The following is a 15884-nucleotide window of genomic DNA, read 5'->3' on the forward strand; positions in this document are numbered from 1 at the left end:
AGGACTGACTCATGCAGACGATGAAGGCCGTGCAACTCCTCGCCCCGCGCAAGACGGTGCTGGCCGACCTCCCCGTCCCGTCCACTCCGGCGGACGGACTGCTGATGAAGACACGCTGCGTGTCGATCTGCTCCACCGACATCTCCTTCTTCGAAGGCCACCTCTTCCCCTCCGAGTACCCGGTGATCCTCGGGCACGAGTACCTCGGCGAGATCATCGACATCGGCCCCGAGTTCGACCAGGAGGGCGCCGGCGTCGAGGTCGGCGACCGGATCGTGTACTGGGGCCAGACGGACTTCGGCGGCTTCGCCGAGTACCGCACCGTCCGGCCGATCTTCTCCGGCCAGGTCAAGGAGGACGTGTTCCGCGCCGACCGCGACTTCAACGACGACCACCACGCCGCCGCCGTGAAGATCCCGCAGGACATGAGCGACCTCGAAGCCTCCTTCATCGAGCCGGTGACCGGCGCCCTGCGCTCGGTGCTGTCCAACCCGCCGCGGATCGGCGACCGGGTCCTCATCATGGGCACCGGACCGATCGGCGTCATCGCCGGCAGCATCATCCGACGGCTCCTGGCGCCCAACTCCGTGGTCTCGGTGGACTCCAACCCGGCGCGCAACGCCTTCGCGGAAGAACAGTTCTCCCAGCGGGCCTACCTGCCCGACGAACTGATCGAGACGGTCGACGACGGTACCTTCGACTACGTCTTCGACGCCCTGCCCACCGTCAGGGTCGACGACGAGACCAAGGACCCGCGGCGCGTCGCCATGCGCAAACTCAAGGCCGGCGGCCGCTACGTCCTCTACGGCGCCTCGCAGGAGATGCAGAAGTTCGACACCTGGCTGATGCTCGCCAAGGGCATCACCATCCGCTCCGCGCCCTTCGACGTGACCAGCTTCCCCATGCACAAGACCGCCAACGTCATAGCCTCCGCCATGCAGATGCTGCGCTCGGGCGTGGTGGACGGCAGGGCCCTGCTGTCGACCGTGCACCGGTTCGACGACTACGACGGACTGGTGGACATCTTCGAGAACTACCGCTCCACCACCGACCTCAAGACCATCGTCGACTTCCGCAGATGAGACCACAGCCCATGGACGCGGCCGAGGAGACACCCGGCCCCCAGGGGGCCGCGGTGCCCGCGGCCGGCGCGGGGCTCGTCGTGGTGGCCAACCGGCTGCCCGTGAGCCTGGAGACGGACGGCACCGACGGCGGCCGGCGCTGGCGCCGCAGCCCCGGCGGCCTGGTGAACGCGCTGGAGCCGTTCCTGCGCACGCACCGGGGCGCCTGGGTGGGCTGGACCGGCACCGCGGCGGACGCCACCACCCCGGCCCACGCCTGGCACCACGACGAACTCCTGCTCTACCCGGTCGCGTTGACCGCCGACGAGGTCGACGGCTTCTACGAGGGCTTCTCCAACGCGACCCTGTGGCCGCTCTACCACGACGTGATCATGCCGCCCCGCTACCGCCGTAGCTGGTGGGACGCCTACGTCCACGTCAACCGCAAGTTCGCCCAGGCCACCGCGGACATCAGCGGCCACGGCGCCACCGTCTGGGTGCAGGACTACCAGTTGCAGCTCGTGCCGGCGATGCTCCGGCAACTGCGGCCCGACCTGCGGATCGGCTTCTTCCTGCACATCCCGTTCCCCCCTGTCGAGCTGTTCATGCAGGTGCCCTGGCGCACCGAACTGGTCCGGGGCCTGCTGGGCGCCGACCTGATCGGCTTCCACCGGCCGGGCGGGGCCCGCAACTTCCAGTGGCTGGCCCGACGGCTGGCCGGGGTGCGGGTGGAACGGGCCGTATCGGACGTCGGCGACGACCCCGGGCTCCTCAGCGTCGCGGAGCCCACCGCCCGCCGGGGCGTGAAGGTGGGGGCGTTCCCCATCTCCATCGACGCGGCCGAACTCGACCGGCTGGCCCGGCGCGCGGACGTCCGCACCCGGGCGGAACAGATCCGCGCGGAACTCGGCAACCCTCGCAAGATCGTGCTGGGCGTCGACCGGCTCGACTACACCAAGGGCATCGACATCCGGCTGCGCGCACTGCACGAACTGCTCACCGAGGGCCGGGTCAGCGCGGACTCGACCACGATGGTGCAGATCGCCACGCCCAGCCGGGAGCGCGTCGAGCACTACCTGCGCATGCGCGAGGACATCGAACGCACCGTGGGCCGCATCAACGGCGAGTTCGGCCGGGTCGGCCGCCCGGCCGTGCACTACCTGCACACCTCGGTCGGCCGCGAGGAACTCGCCGCCCTGTACCGCGCGGCCGACGTCATGCTCGTCACCCCGCTGCGCGACGGGATGAACCTCGTCGCCAAGGAGTACGTCGCCTGCCGCTACGACCTGCAAGGCGCCCTCGTGCTCAGCGAGTTCGCCGGCGCCGCGGCGGAACTGACCAGCGCCTACCAGGTCAATCCCTACCATCTGGAGGAGGTGAAGTCGGGCCTGGAGCAGGCCCTGTCCGTCACGCCGGACGAGGCGGGACGCCGGATGAGCGCGCTGCGCGAGCAGGTCCTCACCCATGACGTGGGCCACTGGGCCCAGTCCTTCCTGAGCGCGCTCGGAGACCGCCCACCGGCCGAGGAGCCGGTCAGACGGACGGCCTGACCGGCCGAGCGCCTCGCCGGACGACCGCCTCGCCGGGCGGCCGCCGCGCAGGACAGTCGTAGTCCGGCGGGACGGCCGCCCCCGGCAGGACAACCGCCCCTGGCAGGACGGGTCGTAGTCCGGCAGGGCGTTCGTAGTCCGGTCGCGGACGCACCGGCGGCGCCGGGTGCTCCGGACGCACCGAGTCGCTTCGTGGTGCACGCCCCCGGCGGTCCGGTCCCGGACACACGGTCCCGGCCCGGACCGCCGTGCCGTCCGCGCCGGACGGTCCTGCCCGGGGCCGTCCGGCGCCGGGCCGCCGTGCCGTGCCGCCCGCGCCGGGCCTCGTCAGCCGGCGCCGCCCAGTCGACGCCGCTTCCCTCTTCCGCCCCGGCCCGCCCACGCCCCACACACGAACGAACGGATGACACCGCATGCCTGTCGACCGCCTCGCCTTCACCCGGACCCTGTCCCGCGTCCCCGCCCCCGTCACCGTGACCACCACGGCCGACGCGTCCGGGCGGCGCTGGGGCTTCACCGGGAGTTCCTTCTGCTCGCTGTCCCTCGATCCGCCGCTCGTGCTCATCTGCCTGGACAAGGGCGCGAGCACGCACGGCGCCTTCACCTCGGCCCCGCACTTCCTGGTCAACGTCCTCGCCCACGACCAGGCCGACGTCGCCCTGCGCTTCGCCACCTCCGGTGTGGACCGCTTCGCCGCCGACGACATGACACCCTGCGAACTCGGCCTGCCCGGGCTGCCGGAGGCGGCGGCCCGGATCGTCTGCGCCACCCACGAGATCCTGGACGGAGGCGACCACAGCATCCTCGTCGGCCGGGTCGAGGAGACCCACGCGGGCGACCGGGCCCCGCTCGTCTACAGCGACCGTGCGTTCGGCCGGCCCGTCCCCAACGACCAGATGGCCGCGACGGGATGACCCGGACGACGGCGACGCTGCGGCTCGCGGTACTGGGCACCGACCATGTGCACCTGCCGGACTACCTGGAGGTGGTGGCCCGCGACCCACGGGTCACGCTGTCCGCCGTCTACAGCGAGCAGCGGTCGCCGGTGGCCGGCGTACGGCCCGTACAGGACCCGGCCGAGGCGCTGGCCGGCGCCGACGTGGCCCTGATCGCCTCCACCACGGCGCAGCACGGCACCCTGCTGCGCCGGGTCGTCGAGGCCGGTGTCCCGGCGCTGACCGAGAAACCGCTGGCGGCCTCCGCCGATGAGACCGGCCGGCTGGCGACGCTGCTGGCCGGCACCGAACAGCCGGTCACCACCGCGATGTTCCTCCGATGCGCGCCCGAACTCCGGGAGGTGCGCGCCAGGCTGGCCGACCGTTCCCTGGGCGAACTGGCCGGCGTGCACCTGCGGTTCACCCACCCGGGCCTGCTCGACGGCGTGTTCACCGGGCCCGCCGCCTGGATGCTGGCCGAGCGGCACGGGGCGGCGGGCGCCTTCGCCGACCTCGCGGTGCACCTCGTGGATCTGCTGGAGTGGCTGGACCCCTCGGCCGGTCTGCGGGTGCGCGGCGCCGCGTACCTCGGCCGGCCCGGTACCGGACTGAACGTGGGCGGGGCGGCCGTCCTGTCCTGGGGCGGCGTACCGGTGACGCTCCAGGCGGGCTGGGTGTCGCGTCCGGGCGGGATGGAGCTGCGCATCGAGGGCACGCACGCCGGCGTGACGGTTCAGCCGCGGCTGCGGGCCGGCGCCGCGCTGGAGGCGTTCCTCGGCCAACTGAGGGGCGACCTCCGGTGGGAGCCGCCGACGGTCCGGGAGATCGTGCGCACCGCCCGCGTCCTGGACGCCGTCGACCGGGCGGCGCGCGGAGCCGGCACGAGCGCGCGGCCGGAATGAGGGCGACCGCGCTGCCTTTTCCGGAGCCGGCGGAACCCCAGGGTCCTCCCGATCACCTGCCGTGAACGGCCCGCGGGCGGGGGCGTGGAGGCGCGGGTCAGACGGGGGAGCCGGCCCGGTCGGGGGCCGATGCGGAACCCGAGGCCGTGTCGAGCGCCTCGTCGGCACGGGCTCCGGTCAGGACGGCGTCCAGGAGTCCCGGATACCGCGCGTCGAGGTCGTCGCGCCGCAGCGAGAGCAGGTTCTCCCGGCCGGAGGGGTGCTGCCAGATGACACCGCTCTGGCGCAGCACACGCCAGTGATGCGTCATCGTGGACTTGGCCGTGATGCCCAGGATCCCCAGTACGCTGGTGCAGTTGTGCTCCCCGCCCGCGTCGAGGACGCGGACGACGGCGAGTCGCACGGGGCTGCCCAGTGCGGACAGGACGCTGTCGATCCGGATCTGGTCGCGGTCTGGATGGCGGCTCATATTCCCACAGTACCGCGACATACATACGTTCCCTCCGGCGGTCGTCTCCCGCCGTACGGGCCGGACTCCACGGCACAGCGGTGCCGTACGCCGCGGAGCCCCCGCGTCACCGACGTGGGGGCTCCGGCGGGGCGGGCCGGGCGGTCAGGCGTGGGTGGTCAGCACCATGTAAGGGGCCACTTCGGTCTCCGGCGGGGCGTCGGCGGCGGAGGCATCGGCGGGGAGCGTGGGCAGGGCCACGGTGGGGGAGGGGAAACCGGCCTCGGTCAGGAAGCGCCGGTACCGGTCCAGGGAGCGGTAGTACGTCGTGCTCGTCATCGTGCTGCCGTCGTGCAGCCGCAGCCGCGTGGGCACCGCGTCGCCGTCGGCGTAGACCGCGCCCGGCTCGCCGTGGCGGACGGTGGAGAAGGCCACGCCCGTCGTCGCCGGGTTCAGGTCGGCCAGCAGGTACGGGGCACCGGGGCGCAGGACGCGGCGGATCTCGGCGGTGAGGCCGGCCAGCCGGTCGTCGTCCTGGTCGGTGCAGTACACCAGGCAGCACACGGCCGCGTCGACGCTGTCGTCGGCGAGCCAGTCCAGGGTGCGGCCGTCGAACAACCGGTAGGAGACCCGGGGATGGGAGCGGTCCGCGCGGGCGATGCCGAGCATGTCGGCCGAGGGGTCGAGCCCCTGGACCTCCCATTCCCCGGCGTCCGCGAGCCGCGTCGCGACCGCGCCCGTGCCGCACCCGACGTCCAGGGCCAGCCGGCCGGGACCGGCGTTCGCCTCGATCTGCCGCAGTACGGCCGGGAAGATCAGTTGCTCGGCCAGCCGCATGTCGCGATCGCGGTAGGCGGTGGCCGCGGTGGAGGTCTTCCAGTCGAGAGGGTGTTCGTCAGTGGTCAAGGGCGATGCCTCCTGGTCTGCGGCGGACCCGGACGGGTGAAACCGGCGTTCGACGGCAGCCTGGCACACGGACGGCACCGACGGCTTCCACGGCCGGGGAGATGCCACTTACGGCGCATCCGGCCGACGGCCGGTTGACAGGAGGGCGGGCCGCGGTCCAGTGGAGGACCTCCCCGGCAGCCGTACGGCCGGGCGGGCCCGAGGGGCCGCCGACCACCCCGGCCGCCAGGGAGACCGGACCGCGGGCACCCGTCCGCGCCGACCGCCCGCGGCCGGTCCCGGCGGTCCGGGGTCGCCCGGGCGCAGTAACCGCGGGTGCGGGCTCGCAGTGGCGTGGTTACGGTCGGGTCGACGGACCAGCAGGCCCGAGAGGCCGCCTGGCGGCCGACGGAGGCCCGTTCGACGGGGGAGGGCACGGCCACGCCGCCAGGCCAGTCAGGGAGACAGGCATGAGCCGAGCCAAGCGCAGGCCTCGCGGCCCCCTCCGCGGCGGGGCGACACCAGGGCAGGACGGCGGCTTGAGTCCTTCCGCGACGACCGGGGCGGCCGGGCACCGGCGCACGGCGCCCCCCGACGAGTCCCGGGCCCGCGCCACGCCCGGGGCGATATCCGACGAGGAACCCATACCCGGGGAAACCATACCGTCGAGGGCACAGCAGCGGCCCGCCCTCCCCGAGCGTGCAGGCCCGGCACCAGAGGCGACCGTCCAGGCCGGACCGGCCGGCGACCCCGCCCACCCTTCCGCGTCCACCGGTCCCCTTCGCCCGTCCACGTCCGCCGACGTCGGGTGTGCCGTGCGGCCGGCGGCCGTCGGGCGCGGGCCGATGCCGTCCGGTCGCCGTCCCCGGCTCTCCCGGGGGTCTCCCGGAACCGGCGGGCGGACGATACGGCTGCGTCTGGCGGAGGCCGACCCCTGGTCGGTGATGGTGGCCGGCTTCCTCCTGCTGGCCGGTCTCGGCGCGCTCGTGATCGCCACGGCGGGTGTCGTCTGGGTCCTGATGCAGGCCATGGCCCCGGACGTCCTGCCCGCGCTGACCACGGTCCTGGTCATCGCGTTCGGTGTCGTCACCCTCGAAGTCATCCTGGGCACCGGCCTGTTGACCCTGGGCGCCTTCCTCTACAACCTGTCGGCGCAGTTCAGCGGCGGAGTCGAGATCGCCGTGACCGACACCCTCACCGGACCGACCCCGGCCGCCGCGCGGACCCTGCTGTTCCTGGCCCGGCTCCGCGCCCGCGCCCGCCGCCTGCGGACGTCCACCGGATCGCCGCGCGGCCGGACCTGACCACGCCCCGGGCACGCCCCGGGCACGCCCCCACCGCACCGGTCCGCCTTCCCTGCGCGCCGGGCGACCGCCGGCCCACCGCGCGTTCCCGCCGACTCGATGTCGGTTTTCCGCCGGTACCCACCGCCCCCCGGCCCGCACAGTGAAGCGTCCGCCGCCGGCGGACCGGTGTCCGGGCGCGCCCCGGACGGCAGTGACGACAGGCGGGCTGGGAGCATGCACCGAACCGTTCGACCACGGGTTCTCTACTTCGGCACACCGGTGGTGCTCATCAGCACCGCCAACAGCGACGGCTCCGCGAACCTGGCACCGGTGTCGTCCGTCTGGTGGGTCGGGCAGTCCTGCATGGTCGGGCTGGACGAGACGTCCAGGACCACGGAGAACCTGGCCCGTACCGGGGAGTGCGTGCTGAACCTTCCGTCGTCCGGACTCGTCGCCGCCGTGGACCGGCTCGCCCTGCTGACCGGCTCGCCCGTGGTACCGGAGCACAAGCAGCGCAAGGGCTACCGCTACGAACCCGACAAGTTCGGTGCCGCGGGCCTGACCCCGCTGGCCTCCGAGACGGTCGGCCCGCCCCGGGTCGCCGAATGCCCCGTCCACCTGGAAGCCGTCGTGGACAGGATGCACCCCTTCGCCGAGGAGGACTCGGGTGTCATCGCCGTGGACGCGCGGATCGTACGGGCCCACGTCGAGGAAGACCTCCTGGTGCCGGACCGGCCCGGACACATCGACGCCGACCGGTGGGACCCGCTGCTCATGAAGTTCTGCGAGTTCTACGGCGACAGCCGCAACCTGCACCCGTCGCGGCTCGCGCGCGGCTGGGACATGCCGCTGCGCCGGACCTGACCGCACGGCCCCGGCGGCCGGCGCTGCGGCCCCCGGGGCCCGTCGGCGATCCGGCTCACACCGTGACCTCGGGGGCCTCCGGGCCGAGGTAGCGCACGGTCGTCTGTCCGGTGTGCGTAAGGAGCAGGCCGTGCAGTTCCTCCGCCGCCGTCTTCAGGAGGTGGCCGTCGCGCTCGCCGTGGAGGGTCTCCAGGACGAAGGCGACCCGCGTCGAGTCCTCGGTGACGCGGGTGCGGTGGGCGTCACGGTGGTTCCAGTGGCGGGTCAGCACACCCGCGGCGTCGGTGTAGACGACCTCGCCGGCCCGGGGGTGCTCGACGGTGCCGGGCTCGCCGAGCGGTGTGAACTCCTCGCCGCCGTCGGCGTGGCGGATGTCGACGTCCCCGGCGACCTGGTCGAGGTCGAAGGCGCCGGCGGGCAGGCCGTGGCGGACGGAGACCGCGTTGTACGAGTCGACGGCCGGGTTGATGCGCGGCAGGGTGCCCTTCTTGGCCATGCGGCGGCCGAGCGCGTCCACGCTGGGGCGGACCCGGCGGGGATTGGTCCCGAAGGAGCGGTAGGCGGTGTGCCACGCCTCGATCCGCGGGTCGGTCTCGTCGGCCGGCTGCCAGGTGCCCGCGGCGAGCTGCCGCTCCAGGTCCGCCAGGACGGCGGCGGTGGCGGGCCAGGGCTCGTGACCGCGCACGCCGGTGGCGGTGACCACGGCGACGAGGGTGCCGGGGAAGGCGTCGGCGACGGCGGGGCTGAGGCGGAAGGCGGTCATGGGCGGTGTTCCGTTCGTGTGCGGTCCGGGGGCGGCGGAGTGGGCTCCGTCAGGGGTTGCTGTTGTCCGGGTGCGGCGCAGTGGGTTCCGTCGGGGGCTGCCGCGGTCCGGGGCGGCGGAGTCGGTGCCGTGGGGCTGCTCGTGCGGTGCGGGCGGGGACGGGTTCACGACCGCCAGGGGCCGAGACGTTCCAGACGGCGTGCCTGCTGGCGTGCGGCGGGCACGTCCAGGGCCTGTCCGCGTGCGGTGAGACGGCCGGCGACGCCCGCGCGGTGCTCGACGGGCTTGTGGTCGTCGTACTTGAACTTGGCCAGCACCTCGGTGACGGTCAGCCTCAGGCCGCGGATGCCGGACAGCATCCGCCCGTACGGCGGCAGGCCGGCGGCGACGGGCGCGTGGCCGCCCTCGGGCTGGAAGTGGGCGAGCTGGCGGCGCAGCAGGTCGGCCTTGGCCTCCGGGTCGTCCACGACCTGGGCGCGGCAGGTGAACTGGACGGCGGCGTAGTAGCTGGTCGGTACGCCGTCGGTGGGTTCGGTGCCGGGCTGGGCGCGCCAGGGCCCGGGGATGAAGGCGTAGTCGCCGATGACGGTGAAGGTGACGTCCGGGTCGTGCTCGATCGCCTCCCAGACCGGGTTCGGGCGGGCGAGGTGGATCAGCAGCTCGTCGCCGTCGGCCGTGAAGTGCGTGGGCACGACGGAGGGCGGCCGGCCGGGCAGGCCGTTGACGCAGAGCTGTCCGAAGTCGTGGCCGTCGGCGATCCAGGCCTGCCATTCGGCGTCGTCCAGGGCGGCGTCCCAGGGGTGGACGAGCATGCGGTTTCTCCTTGGCGCGCGGGGCGGTCCTGCGGGGTGCGCGGGCGCTGTGGTCGTTCGGGGGCGAGAAGACCGACGACCCGGGATGGTGGGAATGCAACGACCAAACCGTACAATGGACCGACCGCCCGATGTCAACCGAATGACCGGGTGGTGCATTCGAATGATCAGTGGTGAGTGGTCGGTGAGCTGGTGATCCAGTGAGCCGCGGTGAGGATGGTGGTCGGATGGCCGAGGCGGAGGCCGCCCTGCGCACGCTCGCGCACAACGTCAGGGCGGCCCGCACCCGGGCGGGCCTGTCGCTGGACGAGCTGGGCCGGCGTGCGAAGGTGAGCAAGGGCGCGCTGGTCGGGCTGGAGAAGGCCCAGGGCAATCCGAACTTCGCCACGCTGGTCCGGCTCGCCGACACCCTCGGCGTCTCGGTGTCCGCCCTGCTGGAGGGGCCGGCCGAAGGCCGGGTGCGCGTGGTGGCCGCCGACGCCGTCACACCGCTGTGGACGGGCGGACGGGGCGGCGAGGCCCGGCTCATGCTGACCACCTCGGGGGCCGCCCCGGTCGAGGTCTGGCGCTGGCGCCTGGAGCCCGGCGAGGAGTACCCGAGCCATCCGCACCAGGCCGGGGTCGTGGAGACCGTCAGCGTCACCTCGGGCCGGATGACCCTGGTCGTCGACGGCGCGGAGTACCCGGTCGGGTCCGGCCAGACCGCGGCCTTCGACGGCGACGTCCCGCACACCTACCGCGGCGCGGGCGACGGAACCTGTCACCTCGTCATGACCGTCCACCTGCCGCCCGGCCCCGCCACCACCGCCTGAGCCCGCGGCCGACGCGTCGGCCGCGGGCTCAGGCGGTGGCGGACGCACGGCGTCCTCAGGGGGCCTTTTCTGGAGGCGGGCCAGGCCACTTGAGCCGCGCGCCGCCGGGCACGGGCCTTCCGGGAGGCGGGCCGGGCCGCCTGGACGCGCGCCGCCGCCACGGAGATATCACCGGCAAAGCCGGGTCACTTCCTGGTGGAGCAGGGGTCGCAGCAGGAGGGGGCGGGTTCGACGCAGAGGGTGACGGAGTCGGAGTTGTTCGCCGGGTCGAGGTCCTTCTCGTTGCCGGTCACGGCGGCGGAGTTGGTGACGGAACCGGCCTTGGTGGCCTTGGCCCGCAGCGTGAGGGTGGCCGTGGCACCGTCATCCAGGTCACCGATGGTCCAGCGGCCGGTGCCGGCGTCGTAGGAGCCGGACGAGGCGTCGGCGGACAGGAAGGCGAGCGTGTCCGGGAGCCGGTCGGTGACGGTGGCGCCGGTGGCCGGGTTCGGGCCGGCGTTGCGGACGGTGACGCGGTAGGTGACGGTCTGGCCGACGGTGACGGTCGTCGCGTCGGCCGACTTCACCACGCTCAGGTCGGCGGCCGGCTTGACCTCCGTGACCTCCTCGTTCGACGTGGCCGTCAGGGTCTCCGGAGTCGGTCCGAGCCGGTTCTCGTAGGTGGCGGAGGCGGTGTTGGCGATCCGGCCGCCGGCGTTGGCCCGGCCGATGACGACCCGGTACTCCACCGTGGTGCCGGCGGGCTCGGCCGAGGTGTTGGGCAGGCTGCCGCCCTGCGCACCGGAGGCGCCGTTGCCGAGGCGGAAGACGACCCTGTCGCCCCCGGCGTCGTAGGCGCCCTGGTCACCGTCCTGCGCGTCGCTCTTGGGCCCGGCGTTCGGTCCCTCGATGACGCGCAGGGACCCGGGCACATAGGTCGTGCCCGCCGGGACGGCGTCGGTCAGGACCACGTTCTCGGCCGTGCCGCCGCCCTCGTTCCTGGCGGTGATGCGGTAGGTGACGACGTCGCCCACGTCCAGCGGCCCGGCGGGCACGGCCGTCTTGGTGAGGATCACGAGCGGAGCGGTGCCGAAGAAGACGCCGTCCAGGAAGTTGCCGACGCCGCGGTTGCCGCCGGCGGCGGAGACGGAGCGGAAGGCGAAGCGGGTCAGCGTCTGGCCGTCCGGGACGGTGTAGGTACCGGTGTAGTAGCCCCAGGCGGTGGTGCCGTCGGTGAACGTCCGCTGCTGGACCGTGGAGCCCGGCGCGCCGATGTCCAGCGCCATGGTGTCCTGCCCCAGCCGGCCGCGGTGGTACAGCCGCCAGTACAGCTTCGTCCCGGGCGTGGTCGGCAGGTCCTGGTACAGCGTGGCGACCTCGTTGGCGTTCAGCTCGGCGAACTGGGCGCCTTCGGCCGCCGGCACGCCGTTGAAGCCCGACCGCCACAGCTCGATCATGTGGTCGGAGGCGCTGGTGCGCCAGCCCGGGACCCGCTTGGACGCCTGAGTCTGCGAGGCGTCCGGCAGGATCTCGAAGTTCGTGACCGCGGGCTCTTCGAAGCTGCCGTTGACCAGGGCGACCCGGAGCGGGATGGCAGGAGGCGTGGCCATGGTTCTCTCCCTTGGGGCGATGCGGCGGGAACGGCGTCGCCGGTCGCCCGCTTCGGGGCGAGCCGTGGCGGCACCGCGACTGCCGGTAGCGCATCGCAGTCACACGAACGAGTAAAGCGGGTCACCGCCGGGTCCGGTCGATCGTCCGCGGCGGGTTTGCCGGTCCCAAACCCCCGGCGCGCCGTCGGCCGGACCGCCGCCCGCGCCTCACCCCGCCCCCACCGGCCCCACCGGCCCCACGACGACCTGCCGCCACCGCCGTCCTGGCCGAAAGCACGTGCACCGTTTCCCGACCGCGGCCTCCCAGGAGTGAATCACTATCAAGCGGAGTTGACGGCCCGTCAGGCGGCGGTGTCCCGGCGAGGCGTCCAGGCGTACGGGCGGCGCCCGGTTGTTGACGGCGGGAGTCGCTGAAACTACTTTTCAGGAAATGAGTGAGGAGCGGAAGGAAACTTTCGCGCCGGCCGTCGTCCAGGAGTGAGCGTGCGTCAACTCGACCTGCTGGTGATCGTCGTCTACCTCGTCGCGATCGCCGTGATCGGACTGCGGCTGGCCGGACGCCAGAAGACGGCGAAGGACTACTTCGTCGGCGAAGGACACATGCCGTGGTGGACCGTCTCCTTCTCGGTGGTGGCCACCGAGACCAGCGTGCTGACGGTCATCAGCCTGCCGGGCGGCGCCTACGGCGGTCAGGGCTTCGGCAACGTCGAGCTGGCCCTCGGCTACGTCATCGGACGCGTCGTCGTGGCGACCGTGCTGATCCCCCTGTACAAGCGGGGCGGCTTCGTCAGCGCCTACCAGTACCTGGGCGGCAGATTCGGCCTGAAGGTGCAGGGACTGGCCTCGGTGGCCTTCGTCTTCACCCGGCTGCTCGCCGAGGGCGTCCGGCTGTTCGCCTCCGCCATCCCGATCAAGCTGCTGCTCGACGAGTTCGGTGTGCACGCCGGCTACCGCCTCATCATCGTCGTCCTCACGGTGATCACCGTCGTCTACACCTACCTCGGCGGCATCAAGGCGGTCATCTGGACGGACGCCATCCAGATGGGCCTGTACCTGGGCGGCGCCCTCCTCGCCATCGGGGTGCTCGCCGCCCATGTCGGCGGCGCGGGCGTCCAGCGCGCCGTGCACGCGGGCCGGTTCCGGCTCTTCGACACCGACTTCGGCCTGGCCCACGTCCTCACCAGCCCGTTCGCCCTGCCCACCGCAATCATCGGCGGTGCCATCTTCGCGATGGCCAGCCACGGATCCGACCAGCTGATCGTCCAGCGCGTCCTGGCCACCCGCTCGCTGCGCGACGGCCAGAAAGCCATGATCGCCTCGGGTGTCTTCGTCACGCTCCAGTTCGCCGCGTTCTCCCTCGTCGGCGCGCTGCTGTGGTCGTACAACCAGGGCAGGAGCTTCCAGGAGCTGGGCCTGACCAGCTCCGACAACCTCTACCCGGACTTCATCCTGCACGGGCTGCCCGTGGTGGTCTCCGGTCTCCTCGTGGCCGGCATCCTCGGCGCGGCGATGGGCTCGCTGTCCTCCGCGCTGAACTCCATGTCGAACTCGACGGTCGCCGACATCATCCACAGCTTCTTCCGGAGCGTGCCCACGGAGGCGTTCCTGCTCCGGCTCGCCCGGCTGATGACCCTGGTGTGGGCGGTGCTGATGGCGTTCTTCGCCTGCGCCTTCAGCACCAGCACCGGCAACGTCTATCTCACCGGCCTCACCATCGCGGGCTACACCTACGGCGCCCTGCTCGGCGCGTTCCTCCTCGGCCGGCTCGTCCGGCGCGCCGGCGAGACCGACGCCGTCATCGCTTTCCTGGTGACGATCGGCGTCATGACGTACCTCGTGCGCGGGGTCAGGATCGACGTCGCCACGGCCGGGACCACCGTGCCGACCGCGATCGCCGCGCAGTGGCTCGTCCCCATCGGCGTGGTGATCACCCTGGTCGTGGGCGGTCTGTCGAGTCTGTTCCACCGGACACCCGAGCCCGCCGCCGCCCCGCTGGACGACGGCGGACCCGGACCGGACCGCGCGACGGCCGCCGTGGCCCCGGAGTGACCGGGCAGCCGGCCGGCCCGGCCCGAAACGCGCGCCGTCCCGCCCGTCCCCGGCGCGGGGTCCCGGCACCCCGCGCGGCCACGGCCCCGGGAGGAACCCTGCGACAGCCCAAGCCGCCCCGGCGCTCGCGGCCGGCACCGTCCGCCCGGCGCGGCCCCTGCCCGAAGGAGACGCCGTGCGGGTGATCGGACTGATGTCAGGCACCTCCTACGACGCCATCGAGGCCGCCGCCGCCGACCTCGCCCTGGACGGTGACAGCCTCCTCCTGCGGCCCCTCGGACACCTCTCCGTCCCTTACCCGGACGAGGTGCGGGAGCTGATCGCCGCCACCCTGCCCCCGGCCGCCACCACCACACGGGCCATCTGCGCCCTGGACACCGGCATCGGCCGGTCGTTCGCCGGTGCCGCCGCCCGCGCGCTGCGCGACCTGTGCGACGGGACGGCCGACCTCGTGGTCTCCCACGGGCAGACCCTCCACCACTGGGTGGAGGACGGCACGGTCCGCGGCACGCTCCAGCTCGGCCAGCCCGCCTGGATCGCCGAGACGACCGGACTCCCGGTCGTCTCCGACCTGCGCAGCCGCGACGTCGCCGCCGGCGGCCAGGGCGCGCCGCTGGTCGCCCTGACCGACGCCCTGCTGCTGTCGGGCCTGCCCGGCACGCCCGCCGCGCTCAACCTCGGCGGCATCGCCAACATCACCGTCCTCGCGCCCGGCGCCGCACCACTGGCCTTCGACACCGGTCCCGCCAACGCCCTGCTGGACGCGGCCGTCCACCACTTCACCCAAGGCGCCGCCGCCTACGACGAGGACGGCCGCCGGGCCGCCGCAGGCCGGGCCGTCCCCGCCCTGCTGCGCTTCCTGCTGGACGACGCCTACTACCGCAGGCCCGCCCCGAAGACCACGGGCAAGGAACACTTCCACCTGCCCTACCTGCTCCGGGCGCTCGACGCCGTGCCCGTGCCGGCCGCCGCCGACGTCCTGGCCACGCTGACCCGGCTGACCGCCGTCACCGTGGCCGACGCCTGCCGCGCCCACGGCGTCACCCGGCTCGTCGTCTCCGGCGGCGGCACCCGCAACCCGGTGCTGATGCGCCTGATCGGCGAGGAACTGCCGGGCGTCCCGCTCGGCCGCAGCGACGACCTGGGACTGCCGTCGGCCGCCAAGGAGGCGCTGGCCTTCGCCGTCCTGGGCTTCCTCACCGCCCACGGGCTGCCCGGCACGCTGCCCTCGGGCACCGGCGCGCGCCGGGCCACCGTACTCGGCAGCATCACCCCGGGCCGGTCCCCGCTGCGCCTGCCCGAACCCGCCGCACGGCCCCCGCGCGTGCTGCGCGTCATGCGCTGACCGTCCGGTGGGTCCCGCCGTGACGGCGCGGACGACGTTGGGAGCCTCGCCCGCCCGGGGACCGTGCCACCCGGGCGGGCGAGGACGAGCGAGCCGCGCCGGGAGCCGTCCCGGCGCGGACGGTTCAGGCGGGCGGGGTGCCGGTGCGGACAGGGACCGCCGGGGCGCCGGTGTGCGCGGGGTCGGTAGCGCGGTTCTGGCCGTCGGCCTGGCCGGAGCGGGACCAGGCGGCCCCGCTCGTCGGCAGGCCCGGGTCACCGGCGCCGAGCCGGCCCGTCAGCCCCAGGACCAGCGCGGTGAGTGCCGCGGCGGCCACGGCGGCACGGCGCCGGGAGCGGCCCGGTTCCGGCACGTGTGCGCGGTCTTCGCGTGCTGCCCGGCCGGTACGGTGGGTCACGTGCCCTCCTCGTGGTGATCCGCGGGTGTGCGAGGCGGAACCGGGTGGTGCGGCCTTGGGTGGCGTGCCGGCGCGACGGCCTGACGGCGGCCCGACGGCCGTACGCCGGTACGGGGTGGCGCGTCCCGCCCGTATACAGTGGGAGCGCTCCCACTAGGTGTTGTGGGGACTGTAGAGACCGTCACG

General features: G+C 73.6%; 15 protein-coding genes. 9 read left to right on the forward strand and 6 right to left on the reverse strand.

The features are described from left to right. The first annotated feature begins 11 nt into the window (after positions 1 to 11). The 4 genes from ACZ4SV_RS34330 to ACZ4SV_RS34345 all read left to right on the forward strand — a co-directional run bounded on the left by ACZ4SV_RS34330 (position 12) and on the right by ACZ4SV_RS34345 (position 4448). On the forward strand, positions 12 to 1082 hold the full coding sequence (locus ACZ4SV_RS34330) for a zinc-dependent alcohol dehydrogenase (RefSeq protein ID WP_468010162.1): 1071 nt from the start codon (positions 12 to 14) through the stop codon (positions 1080 to 1082). After that, positions 1079 to 2611 (forward strand): alpha,alpha-trehalose-phosphate synthase (UDP-forming), encoded by a 1533-nt coding sequence (locus ACZ4SV_RS34335; RefSeq protein ID WP_468010165.1) that lies wholly within the window; start codon positions 1079 to 1081, stop codon positions 2609 to 2611. Before ACZ4SV_RS34330 ends, ACZ4SV_RS34335 begins: the two co-directional genes overlap by 4 nt. A gap of 413 nt (positions 2612 to 3024) precedes the next feature. Beyond that, positions 3025 to 3525, forward strand: a complete 501-nt coding sequence (locus ACZ4SV_RS34340) for a flavin reductase family protein (protein ID WP_468010170.1) — start codon at positions 3025 to 3027, stop codon at positions 3523 to 3525. After that, complete coding sequence (locus tag ACZ4SV_RS34345; protein ID WP_468010173.1) at positions 3522 to 4448, forward strand: Gfo/Idh/MocA family protein; 927 nt, start codon at positions 3522 to 3524, stop codon at positions 4446 to 4448. The genes ACZ4SV_RS34340 and ACZ4SV_RS34345 overlap by 4 nt, the downstream gene beginning before the upstream one ends. 97 nt (positions 4449 to 4545) lie before the next feature. Here the strand turns inward: ACZ4SV_RS34345 and ACZ4SV_RS34350 are convergent, their stop codons facing one another. Next, positions 4546 to 4917 carry an ArsR/SmtB family transcription factor gene (locus ACZ4SV_RS34350; protein ID WP_468010177.1) on the reverse strand — a complete coding sequence of 124 codons (372 nt, stop codon included), beginning with the start codon at positions 4915 to 4917 and terminating at the stop codon, positions 4546 to 4548. 144 nt (positions 4918 to 5061) lie between these two features. Further along, positions 5062 to 5802, reverse strand: coding sequence for a class I SAM-dependent methyltransferase (locus ACZ4SV_RS34355; RefSeq protein ID WP_397969261.1), 741 nt, complete (start codon positions 5800 to 5802; stop codon positions 5062 to 5064). 923 nt (positions 5803 to 6725) lie between these two features. On the opposite strand from ACZ4SV_RS34355, the gene ACZ4SV_RS34360 reads away from it, so the two are divergent. Together ACZ4SV_RS34360 and ACZ4SV_RS34365 are read left to right on the forward strand one after the other, a co-directional pair. Beyond that, positions 6726 to 7085, forward strand: coding sequence for a DUF3566 domain-containing protein (locus ACZ4SV_RS34360; RefSeq protein ID WP_397979632.1), 360 nt, complete (start codon positions 6726 to 6728; stop codon positions 7083 to 7085). A gap of 216 nt (positions 7086 to 7301) precedes the next feature. Continuing rightward, positions 7302 to 7931 carry a flavin reductase family protein gene (locus tag ACZ4SV_RS34365; RefSeq protein ID WP_468010184.1) on the forward strand — a complete coding sequence of 210 codons (630 nt, stop codon included), beginning with the start codon at positions 7302 to 7304 and terminating at the stop codon, positions 7929 to 7931. A gap of 55 nt (positions 7932 to 7986) precedes the next feature. Here the strand turns inward: ACZ4SV_RS34365 and ACZ4SV_RS34370 are convergent, their stop codons facing one another. Beyond that, on the reverse strand, positions 7987 to 8694 hold the full coding sequence (locus ACZ4SV_RS34370) for a B3/B4 domain-containing protein (RefSeq protein WP_468010187.1): 708 nt from the start codon (positions 8692 to 8694) through the stop codon (positions 7987 to 7989). Positions 8695 to 8858: 164 nt separating this feature from the next. Next, positions 8859 to 9506, reverse strand: a complete 648-nt coding sequence (locus ACZ4SV_RS34375; RefSeq protein ID WP_468010190.1) for an FMN-binding negative transcriptional regulator — start codon at positions 9504 to 9506, stop codon at positions 8859 to 8861. A gap of 227 nt (positions 9507 to 9733) precedes the next feature. Here ACZ4SV_RS34375 and ACZ4SV_RS34380 point away from each other — a divergent pair, with 227 nt between their 5' ends. Then, complete coding sequence (locus tag ACZ4SV_RS34380; RefSeq protein WP_468010193.1) at positions 9734 to 10318, forward strand: helix-turn-helix domain-containing protein; 585 nt, start codon at positions 9734 to 9736, stop codon at positions 10316 to 10318. Positions 10319 to 10503: 185 nt separating this feature from the next. Here the strand turns inward: ACZ4SV_RS34380 and ACZ4SV_RS34385 are convergent, their stop codons facing one another. Next, a complete protein-coding gene (locus ACZ4SV_RS34385; protein ID WP_468010196.1) occupies positions 10504 to 11907 on the reverse strand; it encodes a DUF7507 domain-containing protein in 1404 nt (467 codons plus the stop codon). 483 nt (positions 11908 to 12390) lie between these two features. Here ACZ4SV_RS34385 and ACZ4SV_RS34390 point away from each other — a divergent pair, with 483 nt between their 5' ends. Both ACZ4SV_RS34390 and ACZ4SV_RS34395 read left to right on the forward strand, forming a co-directional pair. Continuing rightward, positions 12391 to 13956, forward strand: a complete 1566-nt coding sequence (locus ACZ4SV_RS34390; RefSeq protein WP_468010199.1) for a sodium:solute symporter — start codon at positions 12391 to 12393, stop codon at positions 13954 to 13956. A gap of 175 nt (positions 13957 to 14131) precedes the next feature. Further along, complete coding sequence (locus ACZ4SV_RS34395) at positions 14132 to 15301, forward strand: anhydro-N-acetylmuramic acid kinase (protein WP_468010202.1); 1170 nt, start codon at positions 14132 to 14134, stop codon at positions 15299 to 15301. Positions 15302 to 15425: 124 nt separating this feature from the next. Here ACZ4SV_RS34395 and ACZ4SV_RS34400 read toward each other — a convergent pair whose 3' ends face one another. After that, positions 15426 to 15698, reverse strand: a complete 273-nt coding sequence (locus tag ACZ4SV_RS34400) for a hypothetical protein (RefSeq protein ID WP_468010206.1) — start codon at positions 15696 to 15698, stop codon at positions 15426 to 15428. Positions 15699 to 15884 lie beyond the last annotated feature (186 nt).

The sequence above is a fragment of the Streptomyces sp. NPDC027672 genome (assembly GCF_055566335.1).